The 23,833-nt window shown below is 42.8% G+C and carries 15 protein-coding genes; 12 read left to right on the top strand and 3 right to left on the bottom strand.

Annotated elements, in window-relative coordinates; genetic code table 11:
• Positions 1-9: 9 nt before the first annotated feature.
• The 6 genes from GT589_RS08120 to GT589_RS08090 all read left to right on the top strand — a co-directional run bounded on the left by GT589_RS08120 (position 10) and on the right by GT589_RS08090 (position 10,344).
• On the top strand, positions 10-4,182 hold the full coding sequence (locus GT589_RS08120) for a hypothetical protein (RefSeq protein ID WP_293398169.1): 4,173 nt from the start codon (positions 10-12) through the stop codon (positions 4,180-4,182).
• An 8-nt stretch (positions 4,183-4,190) separates the two neighbouring features.
• Entirely contained in the window at positions 4,191-6,464 is a 2,274-nt protein-coding gene (gene pglZ / locus GT589_RS08115) for a BREX-4 system phosphatase PglZ (protein ID WP_293398168.1), read from the top strand.
• Positions 6,465-6,474: 10 nt separating this feature from the next.
• Positions 6,475-7,911, top strand: a complete 1,437-nt coding sequence (gene brxL, locus GT589_RS08110) for a BREX system Lon protease-like protein BrxL (RefSeq protein WP_293398167.1) — start codon at positions 6,475-6,477, stop codon at positions 7,909-7,911.
• A 551-nt stretch (positions 7,912-8,462) separates the two neighbouring features.
• A complete protein-coding gene (locus GT589_RS08105; protein ID WP_293398166.1) occupies positions 8,463-8,684 on the top strand; it encodes a YdbC family protein in 222 nt (73 codons plus the stop codon).
• 5 nt (positions 8,685-8,689) lie between these two features.
• Positions 8,690-9,709, top strand: a complete 1,020-nt coding sequence (locus GT589_RS08100; RefSeq protein ID WP_330582891.1) for a DUF429 domain-containing protein — start codon at positions 8,690-8,692, stop codon at positions 9,707-9,709.
• Between the two features lie 35 nt (positions 9,710-9,744).
• The gene (locus tag GT589_RS08090; RefSeq protein ID WP_293398165.1) at positions 9,745-10,344 is read left to right on the top strand and encodes a DsbA family oxidoreductase; all 600 of its coding nucleotides are present in this window, start codon (positions 9,745-9,747) and stop codon (positions 10,342-10,344) included.
• Positions 10,345-10,380: 36 nt separating this feature from the next.
• On the opposite strand, the gene GT589_RS08085 is transcribed toward GT589_RS08090, so the two are convergent.
• Positions 10,381-10,704, bottom strand: coding sequence for a hypothetical protein (locus tag GT589_RS08085; protein ID WP_293398164.1), 324 nt, complete (start codon positions 10,702-10,704; stop codon positions 10,381-10,383).
• A 228-nt stretch (positions 10,705-10,932) separates the two neighbouring features.
• Between GT589_RS08085 and GT589_RS08080 the strand changes: the two genes are divergently transcribed.
• From GT589_RS08080 to GT589_RS08070, 3 genes are all read left to right on the top strand, one after another.
• Entirely contained in the window at positions 10,933-11,724 is a 792-nt protein-coding gene (locus tag GT589_RS08080) for a zinc ribbon domain-containing protein (RefSeq protein ID WP_293398163.1), read from the top strand.
• Between the two features lie 66 nt (positions 11,725-11,790).
• Positions 11,791-16,626, top strand: coding sequence for a hypothetical protein (locus GT589_RS08075; RefSeq protein WP_293398162.1), 4,836 nt, complete (start codon positions 11,791-11,793; stop codon positions 16,624-16,626).
• Positions 16,627-16,637: 11 nt separating this feature from the next.
• Complete coding sequence (locus GT589_RS08070; RefSeq protein ID WP_293398161.1) at positions 16,638-17,720, top strand: hypothetical protein; 1,083 nt, start codon at positions 16,638-16,640, stop codon at positions 17,718-17,720.
• A gap of 81 nt (positions 17,721-17,801) precedes the next feature.
• Here GT589_RS08070 and GT589_RS08065 read toward each other — a convergent pair whose 3' ends face one another.
• The gene (locus tag GT589_RS08065) at positions 17,802-18,533 is read right to left on the bottom strand and encodes a zinc ribbon domain-containing protein (RefSeq protein WP_293398160.1); all 732 of its coding nucleotides are present in this window, start codon (positions 18,531-18,533) and stop codon (positions 17,802-17,804) included.
• A 116-nt stretch (positions 18,534-18,649) separates the two neighbouring features.
• On the bottom strand, positions 18,650-19,744 hold the full coding sequence (gene ychF, locus GT589_RS08060; RefSeq protein WP_293398159.1) for a redox-regulated ATPase YchF: 1,095 nt from the start codon (positions 19,742-19,744) through the stop codon (positions 18,650-18,652).
• A gap of 495 nt (positions 19,745-20,239) precedes the next feature.
• Here ychF and yfmF point away from each other — a divergent pair, with 495 nt between their 5' ends.
• The 3 genes from yfmF (at position 20,240) to lgt (ending at position 23,810) form a co-directional block, all read left to right on the top strand.
• Positions 20,240-21,508 (top strand): EF-P 5-aminopentanol modification-associated protein YfmF, encoded by a 1,269-nt coding sequence (yfmF, locus tag GT589_RS08055; RefSeq protein WP_293398158.1) that lies wholly within the window; start codon positions 20,240-20,242, stop codon positions 21,506-21,508.
• 12 nt (positions 21,509-21,520) lie between these two features.
• Complete coding sequence (yfmH, locus tag GT589_RS08050) at positions 21,521-22,810, top strand: EF-P 5-aminopentanol modification-associated protein YfmH (RefSeq protein WP_293398157.1); 1,290 nt, start codon at positions 21,521-21,523, stop codon at positions 22,808-22,810.
• A 181-nt stretch (positions 22,811-22,991) separates the two neighbouring features.
• A complete protein-coding gene (gene lgt / locus GT589_RS08045) occupies positions 22,992-23,810 on the top strand; it encodes a prolipoprotein diacylglyceryl transferase (RefSeq protein WP_293398262.1) in 819 nt (272 codons plus the stop codon).
• The last annotated feature ends 23 nt before the right edge of the window (positions 23,811-23,833 follow it).

The following is a 23,833-nucleotide window of genomic DNA, read 5'->3' as shown; positions in this document are numbered from 1 at the left end:
ATGTAAAGAATGAGCTCGCAGAATGCATATAAGAATTTTTTTGACATAGACGAAAATTATTATGCCTCAGTCAGCGATGAACTTCTTGCTGGAGGTTTTGTAGATTGGACAACTTTTTATCCTCATAGTACTTTTATAGGGCTTTTAAAAGATACGGCAAGCATACTTAGACGACAACAAAATCGATCTATTTGGGTTGAAGGTGCCTATGGAACAGGAAAATCACATGCTGTACTTACACTGAAAAAAATATTAGATGCATCTGAAGAAGAAGTTTTGAAGTATTTCAAAGATAATGGTCTTGACATGGATCTTTTTAATACAATTCAAGGGGCAAAAAAGCAAGGAGACATACTGACTGTACATAGAGTAGGTTCATCAACGATTAAAGGCGACAGCGCTCTTGTTATGGCCATCCAAGAAAGCATTAAGAAAGCAATTTCTGAAAAAGGATATAAATATAAGTGCGAAGATTCTTTGAAAGAATCTATTATAAAATGGCTTTCAGACAAAATAAATGCAATGAATTTTAATAATTATATAGAAGGTAGATATAGAAATGAATTTGGTTCTGATGATTCAGAGTCTATAATACATAAATTGCAGAATTATGGAGAAAATGAAGTCGCGGATCTAACTCGTAAAATCTTTATGGTAGCTAATAACGAAGGTATTACGGCACTGAAGTTGGAAGCCACAGATTTAGGTGAATGGATAAAAGATATAATTGAAAGAAATGGGCTCAAATCAATTGTTTTTATATGGGATGAGTTTACAGAGTATTTTCATAACAATAAAAATGCTATTACGGGATTTCAGAATCTCGCACAATTGAGCCAGACAATGCCATTTTACTTTGTCATAGTAACTCATAAAAGTACAGGCTTATTTAATGAGAAAGATGACAGTAAAAAAATCATTGATAGATTTATAAATCCTACATGTGAAATTAATTTGCCAGAGAATATGGCTTTTAAGCTTATGGGGAAAGCCATGCAAATAAAAGATGATTCTGTGATTCGAAATGAGTGGAATAAGTTGGCAGATGACTTGTATGGACAAATACCCGTGTGCAGCAACATGGTTATGAACCTGGCAAAAATTGATGAAAAGGATTTGAAAAAGATACTCCCTATACATCCCTATACTGCCATTATTTTAAAACATCTCTCGGCTATGTTTAGCTCAAATCAAAGAAGCATGTTTGAATTTATTAAAAATAAAAGGGATGAGGAAGATGACAGAGGTTTCATTTGGTATATTGAAAATCATGGGCCTTTTTCAGATGAAAATCTATTAACAATAGATATGTTATGGGAGTATTTTTATGCGGATGGCAAAGCAAATCTGGAAGCAAGCCTAAAATCGCTTCTAAGTGTGTATGATATGAGGGGTAATAGCAAATTACTTACATTAGATAAGAAAAAAGTCTTAAAGACGGTTCTGTTGTTGCAGGGAATCTCGGAAAAAAACTTTGACAGTGTGGAACTTTTCAAGCCAACGGCTAAAAACATTTGCAATGCTTATGAAGGAACAGAATTAGGCGAAGGTAAGGCGGCTCAAATAGCAGAGGTTTTAGTAAGAGATGGACTTCTATACAAACATGCTATTGGAAACAATGAAGCTCAGTATATAGCTATGCGTTCTGGGAGCAATTCTGTTGACGTAAATAAGTATAAGGAAGATTTTAGGCAAGATAAAAAGATCAAAAATATTGTAGATGAATATAATGTGGCTGAAGTAATATCCTTATCTGGCGCACTAAAATTAAGATACGAAATCCAGACGGCGACAACAGCTGATATAACAAGAATTGTAAATGGGATAAATCAGAAACACTATGAAAATACATTGCCATTAGTTATGACATTTGCGCTAAACGACACTGAAAGAGCTATATTGATTTCAAAGATAAGAGACCTTATAAAAATAAGCGATAAAAGAGTAATTTTTGTAGATACGTCATTATGTGATTTATCTGATGAAGATTTTGAAGAATTCATCACAAATCTGGCTGAGGAAAAATATTGGAGAGGTAAAGACAATAGTATGGCTGATCAGTACAGTAATAATGCATCAGGCATTATTGAAAAGTGGAAAGCCAAGTTAAGGGATGCTGAATTCAGAATAATAACAAAAGATGAAGAAATAAAAGCGTTTGGGGCTGTTGAAATCGAGGCAAAATTAAATAAATTTAACCGAAATATATTCAGTATGGGAATTGAAAATTTCAATGTCGTAGCAACAATGTACAATGCAACGAATTTCAAACAAGGGGCAAAGTGTGGAATCACTCAAGAAATATCAGGACAATATCGTTCCTCAAATGATGCAACAAAGCTAGAAAATGTAATGAAAGGTATTTGGAGAATAAACGAGGGAGAAGAATCTTATGATTCCAATCATATAATAAACAAAATCAAAGTGGAATTAGACAAACATATAAATGCAGCCTTTGAGAAAAGCGGAAAGATAGCTATATCAAAAATATATGAATTTTTAAAAGTCGAGCCGTATGGATTCATGCCGTGTAACCTTACTTCATTTGTCCTAGGATTTTTATTAAAGGATTATGCTGATGGAACATACAGGTGGAGCAACGAACAAGTAGGAGATACTCTGTCTGTTGAAAAAATGGTAGAGATGATTGATGAAATTATCAAACAGCAGATAAATCCAAGTAATAGATATGTAGAAAAGTATATTGTGAAGATGTCAACAGAAGAAAGGGAATTTTTAAATAATACAGCTTTAGTTTTTGGAATAAGAGAGTCTAATTGTGCGACGATTGAAAAAACACGTGAAGAAGTAAGGGCAGCTATCAGAAATATCGGCATACCACTATGGGCTGCAAACATAGCTTTGCAACAAGAAAAACCAGATAATTACTCTGAAATGATTAAATTAATAAATCTCTATTGCATTCTTGTTAATAATAACGGTTCTGGTAAAACAGAAAGCGATATAGTCATTGAAATTGGACAACTCTATGTGCAAAATGAGGGTATTGCTAAAGAGGTTGGAAGGTTTATAAATACTGAAGCATGCAAAAGAGGAATGGAAATTTATTTAAATGAGTATAAATCAGGGGAGTTGAAAAAACTTGCTGTGGAAATAGGTTGCGATGATGCCAAGATTGCAGATCTTAAAAGCAAGGTGACTGGAGACTCTTCATGGCTGTGGCATAAAGAAACAATTAATGAGAAAATTGATGATTTAATAATAGAATATAAAATTGTTCTTATTAGTAATAACTATGTAATGAAAACCACTAGTTTTAAAGATACAATTTTAGCATGGGCTGACAAAATGAATCATTTCAAGTTGCCTTACGAGGGAATAAAAAACGATTTTTCTGAATTACGGCCATTTTTGGATTGTCTCTATGGAATTTTCACATCAAAGGATTTGAGAAACGGCAATAGAAAACTATTCTTGGAGGCATTGCAAACGAATGGTGAGATTTTCGTCAATCATTTTAATAATCAAGTTGATTGGTTTAAAGAAAAGTGCAGTTTCGATCTAAACGGATTATCTGATGCTGACATTGGAAAAATTTTCACAAACATGCCGCTCGGAGTTTTTGCTAAAACAAATTCGGAATTTCAAAATGTTGCGTCTTTGAAGATTACTGAATACAGAAAAACAATTCTGATTGAAGAATTAAAGGAACTATGGTTGGCTAAAACTGGTACAAATTCACCACGAGAATGGTCGGATAGGTATAGAACGCCAATATTGTGTATGGCGGATGAAGAATATGACATGGCAAAAAAGTCTTTTGAAACACTTATGCAAAAAATGCCATCAGATAGTGATATTAAAGATGCAATTGACTATTTTAAAAGAACGACTATTTTCGAGAGAATGCGTGATGAAGTGGTTCGCAACAAAGCTTTCAAGGATAAAATAATTGATAAATATTTTATAATTAAAGATGTAGATGATGCGCGTGAAGCGATACTTACAAGATTTCCTCACGGTGTATATGAGTGGTATCCCAAAACCCAACAATTGGAAAAAATTCTAGATGGTTATGCGCGAAAATTATACGATACAAACGGTTGTGAAGAAGCGCTTGCCAAAATTGAAAGTATGAGCGAAGCAAATGTCAAATTGTATCTAAAATCATTAATAAAGGAAAGAATAGAAGTTGGTATGGAAATATTAAAGGACAGGTAGGTGTAATCATGACTGAGGAAGCTCATGTTGCCATAGACTGTATAAAAAAATTTCTAAAACAATCTAATATGAGTAAATTTCTGATTGTTAATATAAACAATGTTGAAGACTATATGAATATTAAATCATCTTTAGATATTGAATTGTCTACAATAAAACTTTCGAATTTTTGTTGTGAATATGATGACATGCCGGATATTGAAAAATTTGTTAAATGTTGTAGAGAAACCGACAAAAGCAGCCTAGTGCTGGGTGTAAGTCAATATCTGAAATTAAAGAACAAAGAATCCTTTGAAATGTGGACACAGGTTTTGCTATCTAGCATGAACACATTGGCAAAAGTTATAATGATTTATTTTGACTGCGAAAATAAATTGAAAGAGATACTAGATAGAGATGTTAGATTCAAGAATCAAAATCAAATAATACTTGTAAAAGGGGACCGCTTAGAGAATGCAACATTAAATCTGGTTAACTCACAAATAACAAATAAAAAAAATGGTAATGTTATTAATGGTATTAAGAATTATTTGGATCAATGTGAGGAAGAGTGTATAGTAAAATTGCCAGTTTCAACTAGACATTATAATTATGATTATAGTGAGGCAGGAGTCAATATTAGAAAAATATCAGATAGCTTTCAATTGTTGAATTTATTCAAAGAAATTCCTGGTGAGATTACTTCGGATTTGGGGACTGAAGATAATTGGAAATATCTATATGAAAATATGCATGAATATTGCTTGAAAGATTTATTGATAAGAGAATTCGGCAATATGGATAACATTGATTTGCTATTTTATAATTGGAGTAAATGGGATGACAATATTAAGTGGCTATACTTTATTGCTCTTAAGCTTTCAGAAATTAAAAACAAGTATTTGGATTATGTTGTAAAGAAATCTTTAAAGAATACGGATTTTATTAGAAATTTATACTTTAGCATACTTGATTTTTCATATGAAGATGATGAGTTTGAATCGCTGTATAATCAAAGAAAAAATCTCATAGAAGTTATTGGGAATGATAGTTGCATCAATGAATTTTGTTCCATTGTTAATATGAAAGCCGAAGACAGAATTTATTATTTGACAAATATAACATCGCTTGAAAGAGAGTGTATATTTTCATGGCTCAGTGAACTTGATTATATTGATGATAATTCAAGGGCAATTATATCAAAAGTTTATCCAGAACTTGAAAGTTATATGATGGAGTATAATATCGGAATTGAGCCATATAATGATTATTTTAAAAAGTATAAATTGCAGAAGCTCAACAATAAAATATATAACGGATTTATTGATGTTGTCTATGAGAATGCCAAAAGAAGAGATTATAATCTATTTTTAAAAACAAGAAACGAAGTGTTTGAAAAAATCGACAAAAGAGGCAGTAAAATCTATTTCGTTGATTCTTTAGGTGTCGAATATATGGGGTATATCGGGAAAATATGCACAGAGATGGGATTAAGTATCGATGTGTCCTTTACTACAGCTAATTTGCCAACCACAACATTTTCGAATAAGGATTTTCTAGAGGGTTTCTGGGATATAACAAATGATATAAAGGATTTGGATGATATAAAACATGAAGGCAAGGGTGATTACAATTATGAATTTTCAAAATTACCATTACATATTCATGAGGAATTAAATATAATCAAAGAAATTTTTAGAAAGATTAAAGCAGAACTATCAAAGCCCGATGTAAAAAAAGTAATTGTGGTATCTGATCATGGGGCTAGTAGGCTAGTGGTTTTGTATGGCAATAAAATCACATATCCCACTGAAACAAATGGGACTCAAGGTGGCAGATGTTGTAAATATGTAGAAGGGATGGAGGTTCCTTTATATGCTACAATTGAGAATGACCAATGTATACTGGCTAGTTATGATAGGTTTAAAACTCCAGGTGCCCCAAGAGTAGAAACTCACGGAGGTGCAACATTAGAAGAACTAATAGTGCCAGTTATTGTTGTGAAAAATGAAAAAGAAATAATAAGAGCAAATTTAGTGGAAGATGTTATTACGGTTAGTTACAAAATCAAAGCTGTTCTAAAAATATTCGTAACGAAAAAATTCGAAAAAATCAAAGTCAAACTCAATAATAATGAGTATGAATCAACAGAATTCGATGGAAGGTATTACACTGTACCGATATATGACATTATTAAACTTGGTGAATATGAGGGAGAAGTATACGCTAATGAACAATATATAGACAAAATAAAATTTAATGTTATTAAGCCGACAAGCAATGAAAAAGACTATGGTATTTAAGGGGGGCGGCATGAAAGATTTACTTAGGGAGTACTTTGATGATATGGTTGTATATAAGGATTTGAGAAAAAGTAATTTTTTTTCTGCTCTAAGCCTCCCTTCTTTCTTACGTGATTGGTTATTAAAGCGTTTTGCGGATAATGACGGGAGTTTTGATATAGAGGAGTTAAGTGAGTATATCAAACAATATATTCCTAAGAAAGATGATTGGGTGCGAATAAAAGATCGAATTATAAATGAGAACGAGAGAGTCAAATTCCTTGCCAAAGTTTCAGCGGATATAGACATTAAAACTGGAGAAATATCATTTACTTTGCCTGATTTTAGCTTGGGTAAAAAAGAAACTTTAATTGAGCAGCATGTATGGGACAGTTGCAAGGAAGAATTGATTGCTGGAAAGGAAATATGGGGTATTGTAGAACTTGGATATAGGCCTTTTATCTCAAAAACAGAGCCAGGTAAAATTAAGCTTATCGGATTTCAAAATTTTTGCCCTTATACAATTGATCTTGATTATTACAAGGAAGTTAGAAATAATTTTACTATAGAACAGTGGATAGATTTATTGCTTGGAGCAATAGATTATAATGCCGGTGGTTATGACACAGAAAAAGAGAAATTGACTATGCTTACAAGACTATTACCTTTCATCGAAAAAAGGCTAAATCTAATAGAACTTGCGCCAAAAGGGACAGGCAAGTCATACTTGTTTGGAAGAGTGAGTAAGTATTGTTGGCTTTCATCTGGTGGAGTAATGTCACGCGCAAAAATGTTTTACGATCAAGCTAAAAAGCAACAGGGATTAGTATGTGGGAATGATTTTGTAGCTCTCGATGAAGTTCAAACTATTTCATTTGCAGATGTAGACGAAATGAGAGCTGCGCTCAAAGGATATATGGAATCAGGAATATTCACTGTTGGAAACTATGAAGGAACAGCTGAATCGGGTGTTGTTCTGCTTGGAAATATAAATGAAGAAAATATGAATGAGTATGGAAATATGTTAGAGGAATTGCCTAAAATATTTCATGAGAGTGCATTGATTGATAGATTTCATGGCTTTATCAAAGGCTGGGATATTCCGCGCATGCACGATGATTTGAAAATTAGTGATTGGGCACTAAATTCTGAATACTTTTCAGAGATTATGCACTTGCTTAGAGATGATGTCAGTTATAGGGCAATTGTCGATGAATTAGTAATTGTTCCAGAAAAAGCTGATACTAGAGATACTGAAGCTATTAAAAGAATTTGTACTGCTTATGTCAAATTGTTGTTCCCTAATGTCAGAAATTTTGATGACATTGATTTACTGCAATTTAAAAAATACTGTTTGAGACCAGCAGTAAGCATGAGGAGCATCATAAAATATCAACTAGGTATTTTGGATACGGAATACAAAGGTAAAAGTGTTCCACGTTTTGAAATTCGGGGGTTGAATATATAGTGAAAAAAATTAAAAAGCAGTGTTTTGCATGCAATGTTAACATTTCTAAAGATGAAATAGGATTGAATCAAAAGTTAATTGGGCGAAATATAGAAAAATATTTTTGTTTAGAATGTTTGTCAGATTATCTTGAAGTTACGACGGATGAACTTGTTGATAAAGTGCAAGAATTTAAAGAACAGGGGTGCATGTTATTTATATGACGGAGGTATGTAAATTTAAATGGTCCTCAAATTATTTTTGGAGGCCATAGAGGTGAGTAATATTTTCGGATGGAATATATCTAGTGGAAATCACTAGTGTCAGGCACGAACTAATGAATCTATTATGTAATCGCGATTAAAAAATAAAGAAACAAGGGTGTTTAATTTCGTTGATGATAAGCATAAAGTGAAAAGTTATTTGGCAATCGAGATTAAATAAACTTACAGATTTTTGTGATGATGAATGGTTGTTAGGGTAGATTATAGCTTGACAAAGCATGCTAATTAGTGCAGCCGTATAGATGAAAAATGCAAACAAGATATAATGACTACGAACGGAGGTATATTATGGCAGACATAAAATATGAAATCACAGGGCAATTCGGTAAAATATCAGAATCCTCAAAGGGATGGACAAAGGAACTGAATCTAATAAGCTGGAACGACAGGGATCCCAAGTATGACATTCGCGAATGGGCGCCTAATCATGAAAAAATGGGCAAGGGAGTTACTCTGTCTAAGGAAGAGCTTAAAGAGCTAAAGAGACTACTTAACGAAATGGATATTTAGAACTCATGACTAAAAGAAAGGTAGCTGGATACAGCTGCGTAGGCATCGACGCCTGCAAGGGCAAGTGGGTGGCGGTCTGCATATCAGACAAAGGCTTTGAAGTAGACAAGTTTGACACCATAGGAGATGTCTGCAAATCCTATCCGGATTGCGACACCTACCTGATAGACATCCCAATAGGCCTCCCCGAAAGCAGGGATGATGCAAGGCCGGACATGCTTGTGAAAAAGGAGCTTGGCAGGAAGGGCTCCAGTATATTCCCGGTGCCCTGCAGGCAAGCCGTGTATGCCGATGACAAGGCCAGAGCAAGAGAGCTTAACATCTCCGCTCTTGGAAAGAACCTTTCAGAGCAGAGCATTGGCATTTCTAAGGCAATTAGGCAGGTGGACGAGTTCCTGCAGGCTAATCATGAGTGGAAAAACAGGCTGCTAGAGAGCCATCCGGAGCTTTGCTTCTCAAAGCTGAACGGCAACCAGCCGATTATGGAAAAGAAGACAACAGCAGAAGGCTATAATAGGCGGCTCGAGGTTCTGAGAATATACTATCCCGCTGCGGACAAGGTCATAGAGAGGTTCCTGTCTGACGGCCCAAACAGAAAGAAAACCGACGATGTTGTGGATGCGCTATGTCTGGCTGTCATGGGAAGATTAATTGTAGAAAATGGATGCAGGAGATTTCCCGAAAAGCCCATGATGGACAGTAAGGGACTTCTTATGCAGATAGTATATAGCGAGGAGAAAAACATGGCAGAAAAAATGGAATCAAGTAATAATGTAAACAAAGAATTTAGTACGGAAAGCAACGGGAAGCGTGAATTGAGCTTAGGGAAGAAATACAGGCACTTCAAGGGCAAGGAATACCTGGTTATGCATATAGCCAAGGATTCGGAGACCTTGCAGGAAATGGTAGTATATCAGGCATTATACGGCGAATATGGAATTTGGGTGAGGCCTCTTGATATGTTTCTTGAGAAGGTTGAGGTTGGCGGCAAGAAGGTGTATAGGTTTGAGGAAATCGTTGAATAGTGCATAAAAAGCTGAACACGACTGGAGGGGATGTTATGCTTAAGGTTAAAGTGTTTTCTGATTTCGCCTGCCCGTATTGCTATCTGGGACTTTGTCTACTGGAGAAGCTGAGGGAGGACGGAATCGAATATGAAGCGGAATGGATGCCCTTTGAGCTGGACCCTAAGGCGCCGCTTGAGGGAATGGATCTGTTCGACGTCTATCCTAAGGAGTATGTGTTGAAAGCTCTGGATATGCTGTCGAAGCAGGGTGAAAAGTACGGTATAAAGTTCATCAATAAAAATGGAAAGTTCAATACGAGAAGAGCCCACCTGGGCGGCTATTTTGCAAAGGAAAACGGCAAGTACGACGAGTATGCCAAGGCTATGTTCAAGGCGTATTTCGAATACGGTACAAACATTGCAGAAAGGAATGAAATCGACAGGATAGCTGAAGGCATAGGCTTGGATGTCGACTCCATGAACAAGGCTATCGATTCGGGTATGTATGAGCAGAGATTCGAAGAGGCTTACAATGCTTCAAGGATTTATGAAATAGAGAGCATACCAACATTTATTGTAAACGAAAAAGCAAGGCTAACAGGAGTCAGGGACTATGAACGGTTCAAGCGCGATTTTCTGGCGGTTGGGGAATAGTTGCATGAAAAAGGGGCCTTTAAAGCCCCTTTACATCTACTTGTCCTTGGGTTTGCCCTTGCCAAAGTGCGTGTCGATAAGGTAGTGGACTGCGTTTTCAAGTCCTTCTCTTGAAGTGCTTTTTGTGGTAGCCGTGTCTAGGATTCTGTCACCTTCAGGGCCTCTTAGTACTAGCTTTACGTAGAAATGCACGTCTTCCTTTGGGTTGATCCAGTTGAAGGCATCGCGGGTGGATAAGAATATATAGTGTCTTTCATCTACCTGGCTTGAAGCCACTGTTGAGTCGTCTTCGGTTGTATCCTTAAGAGGGCCTTCCATTTCGTCAATAAGTTCAGATACTATAGTTTCAACAGGTTTCATCTGATTTACCTCCAATTAAGAGTTTCGCCGCAAAGGCGTTATCATTTACACCTCCGACTGTCTTGGTGGTGTTTTTTTGTTGCCGTAAAACCATTATATACCAATGATCAGATTTGTTCAACAAGGCTTGGCGGCAGGCAAAAATTACCGGCAAATGCTACTAAATATTACCTCTGAAAAATGATATAATTATTTAAATACAATTTACATAGTGAAAGGAGCGATAACATGAAGTGTAGTAATTGCGGCCAGCAGATCACTGATGAGAGCCAGTTCTGCGAGCATTGCGGAGAACCTGTTGTTGCAGATATGGCGAATATTGATCAAGAAGATGAGCAGCAGGAGCTGTTTGAAGTCGAAAATGAGGGTGCGGCATTAGGAGGACAGGAGCCGGTGCAGCTTAGCCCCGGTGTTACAAGGGGAGCTGACGGAGTCATAAGGTGGGCCTACGACATGAACATGTGGAAAAACCCGACAATACTGATTACGGTCTGGAAGGTGCTCATGCTTGCTGCCCTGGCTCCGGCGCTTCTGGTAAGTGCTTTGGCAATAGGGGACGGAGTGGTGGAAGCTCTCGGTGCGTTTGTGAAGGTGGCGCTTTACACAGCCGGCATAGTTACTGGACTTATGGTTATAGCGTATCCTATAGTAGCCATAGCCAATGGTGGAAAGTACTGCGTTGTGTTCGAGATGGACAACTTCGGAGTCAAGCACATACAGATGCAAAAGCAGTTCGAAAGGAGCCAGGTGCTTTCAATGCTTACTGTATTGGCAGGCGCTGCAGGTGGTAATATTCAGGCTACGGCTTCGGGTCTTTTGGCGGGATCAAAGCAAAGCTCTTACTCCAAGTTTTCCAAGGTAAAGGGGGTAGTGGTGCACGCAAAGCGCAATGTCATATACGTAAACGAGAATCTCGAGCATAACCAGGTGTACGCCTCGAGGGAGGATTTTGAAGCAGTGCTCGAGCACATTCTGGGCAAGTGCAAGAAGGCCAAGGTGACATACAAGTCAACACTGTAGAAAAGCTTTGGGACTAAGCATATGTACATATTGGAAATAACGCTGTGAAGGGATGGGTTATGATTTATGCAAAGTGAACTTTCTGTTTCGAAGAGTCAAAACGCGCCGCCGCTAGACGAGGCGACGCTGGGGCCGCTTCGCTACCTGCTTGCGAGCATGAAGCAGGCTCTTGGCGGAATAGGAGCTCTTTTTAAGAATCCCAAGCTCCTGCTGCCTACGATTATAATATCAATTATGTGGCTTGCGCTTTCCTACCTTAAGCTTTATATGCCGGCTTCGGGAGCTGTGTTTGCGCTGAGCCTTATTTTATTTGCTCAGGGCGGAATGTACGCGGGACTTCTAGGAGCTGTCGGAGGCATAATTGGCAAGGCGTTTTTCGCGTGGTTTGTGACTAATGCGCTTATGCCGGTGCTGACGGGCAAGAAGGCTCCAAAATCAGTGAAGATGAAAATGGGGCCTGCCTTTGCGATAAGGGATATGCGCGGCTTTGCCCTGTTTGTTGCGGGTTCGGGAATCGCGCTGATCATTTACAACTTCCTAACGGGCAATGCCAGCCTTGAAAACAGCGTAATCGGGCTGACAGCCATGGTGGCGTGCCTAAGGTCACTCAGGAATCCGGGGGGATTTCTCGTTGGGTTCATGCGCTCGTTTAGCAAGGGTAGGCTTTCAAGGCCGAGGGCAGGCCACTGCGTGGTAGGCATGATGCTAGGGTTCGCTCTTGGGATAGCCTCTTCGCTCCTGACAAGCGGGGGACTTTGCTATACGATGGGCGGCATTCTGCTTGCAATCTCGATAGTAGTTGCAGTGGTGTTCAGAGGAAGGCGGATACCTGCCGCTGCGATGATTGTCATGCTGCTCATGGGCGTCATGGCTCCAACACTTCAGGTCGCAGAGGCCGAGCCCAAGTGGATGGACCCATACGAGGCTTACGGAGTTGCAAAGGGCGACTATGAGGCTCTTAAGGCTGCTATTGCAAAGAAGCCTTTCTACGGCGCAAAGGTTGAGCCTATGGGCATGAGTTTCGGTACATATTATGGGATAGTTCCAAATGGCCAAGAGATAATAATTGAGGGCGGCAAGGAGACTACGATTGACCTGGAGATATCGTCGCCGTCACTTGAGGATCTGCACAACAAGACGGATGACTACAGCTATTTGAGCAGCAAGTTCAAGGGGCGCGTTTCGTTCTTTTATGACGAAGGGGCTCTCGGCGCTGAGTCGCCATACGACAGCTCTTTTAGCCAGAACAGGCTCCCCATAATGGCAAGGAGCGTGGGAGACTATTCGGGCTACGTGATAAACCGCTCTGACTACGAAAGCGGAGTTGCAGCGTCGAATTTTTACATAAAGGGAAGCGAAAGCTCTTATCCTGTGGTTTTCGACTCATTTGAACATATAAGGGAGAGTCTGCTAACCGACACGGAATACAGTGTGTACGGCCAGCAGGCATTCAGCTATGATCCCGGACAACTTTTCATGGTGGCAAAGCTTGCGGGCGGGACACAGATAACGTGGAGCGATGGGGAAGTCAGCGATGAAGGCATTGACAGCGTCATGCATCTTTGTGTCAAGGAGATAATGCTGGATGCTCCATCTGGTGCAACTGAGAAGGTAAGCACTGTGTGGGTGCTTGACGATGTGATTATAGACAATCCCAATGAAGGCGACAGCTATTTCCATACCGAAGTGGCAAATGGCCGAATATTCGAGTCTTCGGGAGGCGAGGAAGGCTCACAGTATAGCGCAACTGAGTACACTTGGACGCCGCCTCCCGAGCGTATTGAGCTTGGGCGTGAAAACGAGATCCAGGTCAAGAAACGGATTACATGGCAAGGGGATCATTTCACGGCACAGGCCGGATACATGCTGGGCAGGGCATACATATCTGCGATGCTAGACGGCGAGAGCGACATGAAGACTGTTTATGAAGGCTTCTTTGCGACAGAGGGTCAGGAGGGTACGTCAACCACTCTTTATGGAAACAACCTTGATCCGGGCCAGTCGGTAGAGGGTGTATATACTGTAAAGCAAAACAAGAGCCGCACCGGAGAGACTCCTTACGACAAGCTCACTACCGAAAACAGCCGCTTGTTTATAGAAATATCTGCCTTCGGGAGCGGCAGCGTCACTTATATGTATAAGCTGTCGACTGAAGCTGTATACGGAAAAACAGGTCCTGGAGGCTCCGACGATGAAGGCTTGCTAGAAGGCATACTTGATCCATGGGAGCACGAGTGGGACGAGCGTGCTGACGAATTTGAAACAGGCGTTATTGGAGCGGCTTCAGCTCTGGCGGGACTTGTGGGCGCTGGAGCAGCGGCAGCGGGAGGCTTTGGCGGCCCTTATGGTCCGGGAGGATTTTTCAGAATCAAAAGAGAAGGCATGGACTACGACCCGAGCGATGGAACGCTCGTTGTGACTTCTCCGAGTGGCTCCCAGGAGCTGTACAGGTTAAATCCCGCTACGGGAAAATTTGAAAGCTCCTACGGCTCGGAGCTGGACCTTGATGATGTGGAGCGTGCCCACAACGAGCACAGGATAAGCCTTGCCAATTCGGCGCAGGACAGAAAGCGCATGGAGAACAGAACTGACGGACAGTCCGAGTATCTGCGCAAGCTAGACCGCATACAGCATCTTAAGGACAGGCTGCAAAGGGAAGCCGGAGGCGACGGAGACTCTCTTGCATCTCAGATGGCCGAAAGGCTAGAGCGTATCCAGAGTGACATTAGCAGCGGCAAGGGCCTCGATGAGAAGGCCTACAGGTCAGTAAGGGACGCGTATGGTAAATATACAAGAGGCGAGATCTCCGGCAACGGAAGCATACCTGGAGAATATTCAAATTGGGAGCATGCAAAGGATACTATTGCCATGAGCTCGGAGGAGATTTCAAGAGGCGAAAGTGGGAAGGCTATAGCTTTAAGGGTTCTGGCTGGCATGCTGACAGCAGGCAAGTCGGAAATTGGCTTCGAGGCGGCGCGTTCCGTGTATACTACTAAGGATTATGTTGATGCCGGAGGGGACAGCTGGAGGGAAGCGGTAAGCAATTCCGTCATGCAGACGGTTGTGGACGAAGGAATAGGAAGGGTTGCCGGACTTGGCATAGATATCGCAGGAAAAGCGGGCTCTTATGCCACAAAAATGGCATCTAAGACCAGGATTGGCAAAGCCGCAATTGAAGGGGCTTCGAATCTGGCAGGAAAGGCATCTGATTTCTTCGGACAGAATGTAGATGATCTGGCGAAGAAGATGCTTGGGAAAACCGCGAATACTGCTGACGATGCGGCAAAGGCTCTGAAGAAGGCAAACGCCGCAAGCGCCATAAAGGCTGCGAACAAGCAGCTTGACGATGCAGTGAAAGCCGCATCCAATCAGGCTGACGACGTGGCAAAGGCTGCCGCAAACACAGCCGATGATGCCGTGAAATCAGCAACAAAACAGATGGACGACGCGGCCAAGGCTGCCGGAGGAAAAGCAGATGACACGGCTAAAGCTGCGACTAAGAATGCTGATGACGCGGCCAAGGCGGCAGAAAAGGCGGATGATTCTGTAAAAAATGCAGGTGAAAAGACTGACGACGCTTCGAAGGCGGCAGAAAAGGCCGACGGTCCTAATCCGGAAGATTACAAGGCTGCAGAGAAGAAATGGAACAAACAAATGGATGAGGCTAAGGATGAGGCGAGAAAAGAGATAGACAAGTACAAGCAGTCCACAAGTGGCAAGGATTCTGCCGAATCGGCAAGGGATGCGCTCTACAGAAAGGGCCAGAAGATAGGCGAACAGAAGGTGGACAACCTAAGGCGCGCCCAGGAGAGGCTAAATAGCAATCCTGGCTCCAGGGAGGCTCAGGACGCCTACGATCAGGCGCTGCGCTCCGTGCAGCAGGACAAGTACGCAATGACTAAGCTCAACAGTCTCGACGGACCGGGAGCAAACGAGCTGCGCGGGAATTTCAACATGAGAAACGAGCAGTTCACACAGTCGGCACTCAGGAATACAAAGGAGCGGCTGGCGCTTGAACACGGAGTGGATCCTAGTGAAATCAAGTTCGTGGAAGCTACAAACACAGGGGCTGGTGCCAGAACGGCCGACGCTTCGGTGACAGCCAAGAAGGTTGATGTCAGCCAACATACTGCTGCTGATTTCAAAGGTGCGTCTACGGCTGACGATGTAATACCTCAGTCGGCGCGAATAAAGGGAGCGCCTATGGACAAGGACGTAACCGCCAGGATATTCGACAAGAAGACCAACCAGTGGATTGACATTCCTAAGGAAGATGTGGAGCGAGTATACAGACAGGAGCTCTACAAGTCCCACCACAAGGGCGAGCTACCGAAGTTAGACGGAAAGGACATAGTGGACGAGAAGGAGATATCCAAATTTGCCGAGAAGATGGACCATACCGTTACAGACCGTACAGGCAAGGACGCCTACGGAAGAGGTGACAGGGATCTTGTAAACATTCTCGACAAGGGAAACAAAGGTGTAAAGGAATTTGAAGACATTACCTCTGTAACGGGAACTATGGAATACAAGTCGAACGAGTGGTTTGAGCGTGCAGATAAACTCAGGGAGGATGCGCAGAAGCTGGGAGGCTCCAGCGAGGCAGCTGAGGAACTTCTTATGGAGGCCGAGGCGCTCCAGGGCGAAGGCGTTCGCCAGCTCGTCAAGCAGTTTGATGCCCAAATTGCAGGCCAGGTCAAGGCGGTGGCTGCAACAGGCAAGAATATACACATATCCGACAAGCTCCTCAAATCAATAAGAGTGCTTGATCAGGTGGGCAAGGAAGGCGGAATAACTATGGCGCAGGCCGAGGGCATACTGAAAGGTATGGGAACTTCGGTGGACGACGTTGTGCAGCAGAGCTCTTCCATAATGGAATCCATAGCAAAATTCAAGAGATAGGAGCTGAAAGCATGCTTAAACAAGAGACAGTAACAATACCTAAGGAAGCTGCATTGGCAGCGGCCCAGCAGTTGGGGATAGAGCCCAACCGCCTGTCGTCGCTTTTGGATATTTCTAAAGCATCTGGAAAGAAATCTGTAGGCGGTAAAGACCTTATGGAAGGCCGGCAAGAATTGCTCAGGCGGCTTGCTCAGCCTTATAATATATCGTTTTTAAGCTCTATATTGCAGGATGAGAGTTTCTTTTTCACCACAATACTCACTGGAGAGAATGACTATGCTTTTTACGGTGCCGAAGGGAATGATATTCGCCTCAAGACAGTGACTTCAGATGAAATATCATTACTGGTACGAGATATAATAGGCGCAGCGGGTGTTTGTAAGACAAATACGGCGCTTTCGCTAAGCCGCAATGGACTTTTGTCGCTTGCATGCCTGCTCGATGTTATTAGGCGGAGAAAGCTTGAGAACCTGATTTTGCATGTTGTGGGATCAGAGCCAATCGAAATAAGGGATCTGGAAAATGAGCTTGCCATCGCCCAGGAAAACAGGGACATGCGCTGGCTGACACCATTTTTCCTTAATGCATTCAACATGAAAAGCCCCTTTGATTTGAAAAAGGGGCTGGGGGAACTCGCGGATATGGGAATTGCAAAGCTCCAGAAAAATGCCATAACTCTTCAGGATGAAAAGTCAGGCTGGCTGGATATGCTCGGCGGAAAGAAAAGCATACTCGGCATTAACAGCATGTTCTACCACCAGGATTCGTTGCAGCTTCTAAGCACAGCATTCCTAAGAGTGGGAGACTACCTGTACTGTATAGAAGGCGGAGAAAGTGTGGCTTGGGCCAGCATTGATGAAAACCAACTTAAGGAAGCGGTTTTGACTCTCATAGCGCCTGGCGACAATCCGGGAAGCGCTGCAGTCAAGGCTGAGCCGGCAGTGGCCGATTTGTCTGAAACGGTCAATATAGGCAATGGCGCAGGCGATGAGACTGCAGCAAAGCCTGCCCCGAAATTCTGCAAATACTGCGGTACTGCGCTGACGCCGGGAGGCAAGTTCTGCCGCAGCTGCGGCAAGCCTGTAGGAAAATAATCTGGAAAAGAAAAAGCGGCAAAGCTCCACCACCGGTAAGGTGTGAATCTTTGTCGCCAGTATTAATGGTTTAATAGCGGTTTATTTGAGAAGAGGACACTTGCAGCGATAGCAGGTGTCTTCTTTTATGTCGCAAAGAGTGGAGCATGCGGCGCAGAATATTATATCATCGCCCGTTTTGTCGTATTTTTCGTAGCTGTTGAGGCCTCCATGATACCTGAGCCTGTCGCCGACATTGAAATAGTTATAGAGCGTGTCATCGTCATCTACGCTTATTACGTACTTTTTGCCGCCGTCGCTTCTTACGAAAACTGTGAATTCGGTATAGCGTTTGATGTAAGAGCCGCCTCCGGATTTGACTTCCTTTGCTTTGTTCTTCACTGTCTTGTCGATGACCTGGCCGTCCCATGTCTTGCTGCGCTTTCTGCCTAGAATCTGAAAAATGGCTATCGTTATGAACATTGTTCCTATAGCGCAGCCTATGTAGAGCGATTCTGGATTTGAAAGGCCGTCGGCCTCCAGCTCGCCAGCTATGTAGAATCCCACAATTGCTATGACGGCAAGTCCCAAGGAGAAAAAGAATGACCACTGGTTTGAGTTTTTCAGGTATTTTTTAAAAGCAGGGTCGTTGATCTTCGGCGAAAAACCCACAAGATTGTTGCTGGCTTCTTTGGGTTTGCTGGAAGCTATTGCTGCAGACTCGGCATGCGATTGTATTTCTTCGCCGGCTGCTATTCCGACAACCTTTTCGCCGCAGCTGCTGCAGAAAACCGAATCTGATTCCAGTTTGGAGCCGCAATTTGTACAGAACATAATAACACATCCTTTCAAAGAGTTGGGCATTGGCAGATACACAAAACACCCCTGAAAAATCAGAGGTGTTGTATGAGCTAGGTCGTAAAATCAATAGTATTTAGTATGGATGCAGGTTACACGTTGAACCTGAACAACATAACGTCTCCGTCATGCACCACGTATTCCTTGCCTTCGACTCTTACAAGGCCTTTTTCCTTGGCCGCTGCCATGCTGCCTGCAGCCGCGAGGTCATCGTAGGCCACGACCTCGGCTCTTATGAAGCCTTTTTCAAAGTCAGTGTGTATCTTTCCTGCAGCCTGTGGAGCCTTGCTGCCATTAACAATCGTCCAGGCTCTTGTCTCCTTTGGACCTGCTGTAAGGAAGCTTATAAGGCCAAGCAGTTTGTAGCCTGCTCTTATTAGCTTGTCAAGGCCTGACTCTGAAAGTCCAAGGTCTTCAAGGAATGCTGTTTTTTCTTCGTCCTCCAGCTCGGCGATTTCAGCCTCTATCTGGGCGCATACCACTACAACCTCTGCGCCTTCCTGTGCTGCGTGCTCTCTAACGGCTGCCACATTTTCATTTGTAGCTCCGTCGTTGGCAAGGTCCTCCTCGGACACGTTCGCGGCGTAGATTACAGGCTTGTATGTCAGCAGGTTGAGGTCTTTTACAAACGCCGCTTCGTCGTCTGTCAGTTCAAGGCTTCTTGCCATTTTATTGTCCTCGAGCGCGCTTTGTATCCTCTCGAGTAGTGCCAGCTCTCCCTGAAGCGCCTTGTCCGCCTTGGCCGCCTTTTGTGTCTTTTGTATTCTACGCTCAAGCATTTCTATATCCGAGAATATAAGCTCGAGGTTTATTGTCTCGATATCCCTTAGCGGTCCTATAGAGCCTTCAACGTGAACTACGTTCGGATCGTCAAAGCATCTTACAACGTGAACTATAGCCTCCACCTCTCTTATATGCGAGAGGAACTTGTTGCCAAGGCCTTCGCCCTTGCTTGCGCCCTTTACAAGACCGGCTATGTCACAGAACTCTATTGCCGTTGGAAGTATCCTTTCAGAGCCGTATATGCCAGCAAGCACGTCAAGCCTCTTGTCAGGTACCGACACGACGCCTATGTTGGGGTCTATCGTGCAGAAGGGGTAGTTTGCAGACTCGGCGCCTGCTTGTGTTATTGCGTTAAAAAGGGTGCTTTTTCCCACGTTGGGAAGTCCCACTATTCCAAGTTTCATTAAAAAATCTCCCTCACTTTTTATTGAAAAGCCTTGCGGCTTTCATAATTAAATTTATCGTACTGATTTTAAACATGCAGAAACATTATATATCATGGAAGGGATTTATTCAACAAATTACGCACCTGAAGTAAGATTTTTCCTATGCCAGAAGAAATTTTGTCTGCAGACCGAAGGTGACTCTAAGCAGGATAAAGCAGTGCGACTTTATGACGTTTTGTGGGATTTCCCATCGAAATTCAGCCATGTTGCCGGAAAAAAGCTTTGACTGTCTGAGCGATAGCGAGTTTCAAAGCTTCCGGCTTGCAGGCTGAATAAGATGAAATGGAAATCGCAAAATGGAAGAGGGCGCACAATTATCCTGCTAGAGTCACTATTTGGAAAAGTATTTGGGAATATGGAATTAAAAAATGGTATAATTACACTAGTTGAATTTTTACTGCATCTGACAAACAGCAAATTTCAAATAGATAGTGCAAATGAGGAGGGACAATGGTGCAAAACTACGAAAAGATAGAGATACAAAAGGGTGTAAACCTAATAATAGTCAAGACAGACAAGTTCAAGACTAATCTTGTAAGCGTGTACATAAAAAGACCGCTCAACAGGGAAGAAGCGACTAAGAACGCGCTTTTGCCGTATGTGCTTAAGTGCGGCAGCAGGAATTATAAAAGCCAGGTAGAGATATCCAAAAAGCTCGACGAGCTCTACGGCTCTAACCTTGTGGCCGGAGTGGGCAAGAAGGGTGAAAAGCACATACTCAGCTTTAAGCTGGTTATGACAAACGACAGGTACATAGATGAGGCGATATTCGAGGACGGCCTCATGTTCATGAAGGACATGATATTCGATCCGCTGCTTGAGGAGGAAGCCTTCAGCAGGGGATATTTCGACGTGGAGGCGCAGAATCTGCGCGATGCCATAAGGGGAAGGGTTAACGACAAGGCCTACTACGCCGTGGAGCGCTGCGTGGAGGAGATGTGCAAGGGTGAAAACTATAGCATACATGAGGACGGATACGAGGAGGACATCGAAAAGATAACACCTCAGAACCTCTACAGTCACTACAGGGAAATTATAGGAACATCGCCAATAGACATGCTTGTTGTTGGAGACATTGACAGCGAGAGGGCGGAGGCCGCAGCAAGGAGCTTCTTTGATGGAGTGCTTGAAAAGGACAGGGAGCTCATTGAAATACCGGATGAGCAGGTCTACAACATACCTGCCGAGGTGAAGAATATAAGCGAGAGCATGGACATAACCCAGGGCAAGCTGTGCATGGGTTTTAGGACCAACATACACTACCTTGACCCCGAGTACTATCCGCTTGCAGTGTACGCCAGCGTGCTTGGCGGAGGGCCGCACTCGAAGATGTTCCTCAATATAAGGGAGAAGGAGAGCCTGTGCTATTATATATATGCATCTGTTGAAAAGTACAAGGGGCTTATGCTGATATCCTCGGGTATTGAATTCGAAAACTATGAAAAGGCGCTAGAGCTAATCAGGAAGGAGCTAGGCGACATGAGCGCCGGCAGCATCACGCAGCTTGAGATGGACAACAGCAAGAGCGCCATGACAAACTCTATAAGGTCTATGGCTGACAGTATAAACGGCCTTTCTGAGTTCTACTACGGGCAGCTGGTAAGCGGCGTATTTGAGACTCCGGAGGAGATGATCGACAAGATTTCGCGCGTAAGCGTGGAGGATGTCGTGAAGGCTTCTGAAAAGATCAAAATGGATACAATATTTTTCCTGAAAAATTAGGGAGGCGATTTCTTGAACAGGATAGAAAACAAGGTTCTCAATGAGGAGCTTTTTTACGATAAACTGGATAATGGACTTGAGATATTCTTCATGCCCAAGAAAGGCTTTGCAAAGCAGTACGCTGTGTTCTCAACGAATTACGGCTCAAACGACCTGGAGTTCGTGCCTTTTGGCAAGAACGGCAAGATAAGGGTGAACGAGGGCATAGCCCATTTCCTCGAGCACAAGATGTTCGAGCAGGAGGATGGGAGCAACGCCTTCGACAAATTTGCGCAGCTCGGCGTCAGCGCCAACGCCTACACCAATTTCGACATGACCTCTTATCTCTTTACGTCAACCGACAACTTTTACGAGGCGCTCGAGCACCTGATACAGTACGTTCAGAGTCCGCATTTCACTGATGAGAACGTTGAAAAGGAAAAGGGGATAATAGCCCAGGAGATAAAGATGTACGACGACAATCCTGACTGGAGAGTGTATTTCAACACGCTCAAGGCGATGTACATAAACCATCCCAACAGGATAGACATAGCGGGCACTGTCGAGAGCGTATACAGGATAACAAAAGAGGAGCTCTACGACTGCTACAACACTTTCTACAGCCCTCAGAACATGGCGCTCTTCGTGGTGGGCGACCTGGAGTGGGACAGGGTTCTCGAGACCGCGAGGAGCTCTCAAAGAAGCTACGGCAGCGAGATACTCGGCATGGAGGTTGAAAGGTTCTATCCGCAGGAGCCGGAGGCTGTGGCACAAAAGAGCATACAGGAGTCGCTGTCGGTTTCGATGCCGATGTTCAACATAGGCTTCAAGGAGACCAGTGTGGGAGAACGCGGAGAGGCGCTTCTGAGAAGAGAACTGTCAACCGAGATATTGCTGGATATGCTCTACAAGAAGGGGAGCAGCTTCCATGAGGAGCTTTATCTTGGGGGGCTAATAAACGAGAGCTTCTCGTGCTCTTACACTCTTACTCCCGACCATGGCTACACCATGATAGGCGGAGAGTCAAAGGACCCGCAAAGGGTACAGGAAAAGGTCATGGAATACGCAGGCAAGTACAGGGAGAAGGGCCTTGAGCTCGAGTATTTCGAGAGGATAAAGAAAAAGAAGATAGGCAACTTCCTCAAGTATTTCGACTCACTAGAGTTCATAGCCAATAATTTCATCTCGTACCATTTCAAGGGAATTAACCTCCTTGGCTATCTGGAGACTTTAAAGAGCATAGAATTTGAGGATGTCAAAAAAAGACTCTACGACCACATACGTGAGGACAACTGCGTTCTGTCGGTTATAAACCCTAAATGAAATTGACTTGGGAAACAAGTAGAATTATAATAAAGCTAGGTTTTTACCTAGCTTTTGTGCTTTCGATTAAATGTAATTATAAAATGTGCTATAATTAGACTCGGCGAATTTACACAATACATACGGCTTCATACAATATTAACGGAATACGGAGGCGGTTTTTCAAATGGTTTTTTCAATGATAGATCCGGTAGCGTTTAAGATATATGGAATGGACATAAGATGGTACGGCATAATAATGGCCTTTGCAATACTGACAGGAATGGTGCTTGCACTTCGCGAGGCTAAGAGGCAGGGAATAGAGGAGAATACTATGCTTGATCTATTCCTGATTACGGTGCCTATGGCAATTATAGGCGCCAGGGCTTACTACGTGATATTCAACTGGAGCTACTACCAGGGTGATTTCTCAAAGATAGTCAACACCAGACTGGGCGGCATGGCAATACACGGGGCCGTCATAGCCGGAATACTTGCTGGGTATTACTTTTGCAGGAACAAGAAGCTCAATTTCTGGAAGATGGCAGACATCGCTGCGCCCAGCATAATACTCGGGCAGGCAATTGGCAGGTGGGGCAACTTCATAAACCAGGAGGCCTACGGAAGTCCTACAAGTCTTCCTTGGGCCATTACGGTGAACGGCGTGGGCGTGCACCCTACCTTCCTCTACGAATCAATATGGAATATCGGCGTTTTCATATATCTTTGGAGCATAAGGAAAAAGAAGGTATACGAGGGCGAGCTCATAATCAAATACTGCATATTCTATTCGCTCGGAAGGCTCTGGATAGAGGGCCTAAGGACCGACAGCCTGATGCTGGGACCGCTTAAGGCAGCCCAGGTACTCAGCCTTGTGCTGATAGTGGGCGGTCTGGTTGCGCACAAGTATTTCAGGGACTGGGAGCTGGACAAAGGCTGGGCAAAGAAGATAAAGAGAACTGCAAACATTTACAACAATGCTGCCGTTAGCGCTAAAAAATCAAAAAAAGGGACTAAATAACTATAATAATGAGCGGGATTTTG

The sequence above is a fragment of the Peptoclostridium sp. genome (genome assembly GCF_009881055.1).
Classification (GTDB): domain Bacteria; phylum Bacillota; class Clostridia; order Peptostreptococcales; family Peptostreptococcaceae; genus Peptoclostridium_A.
This window is presented reverse-complemented; position numbering and strand designations above follow the sequence as displayed.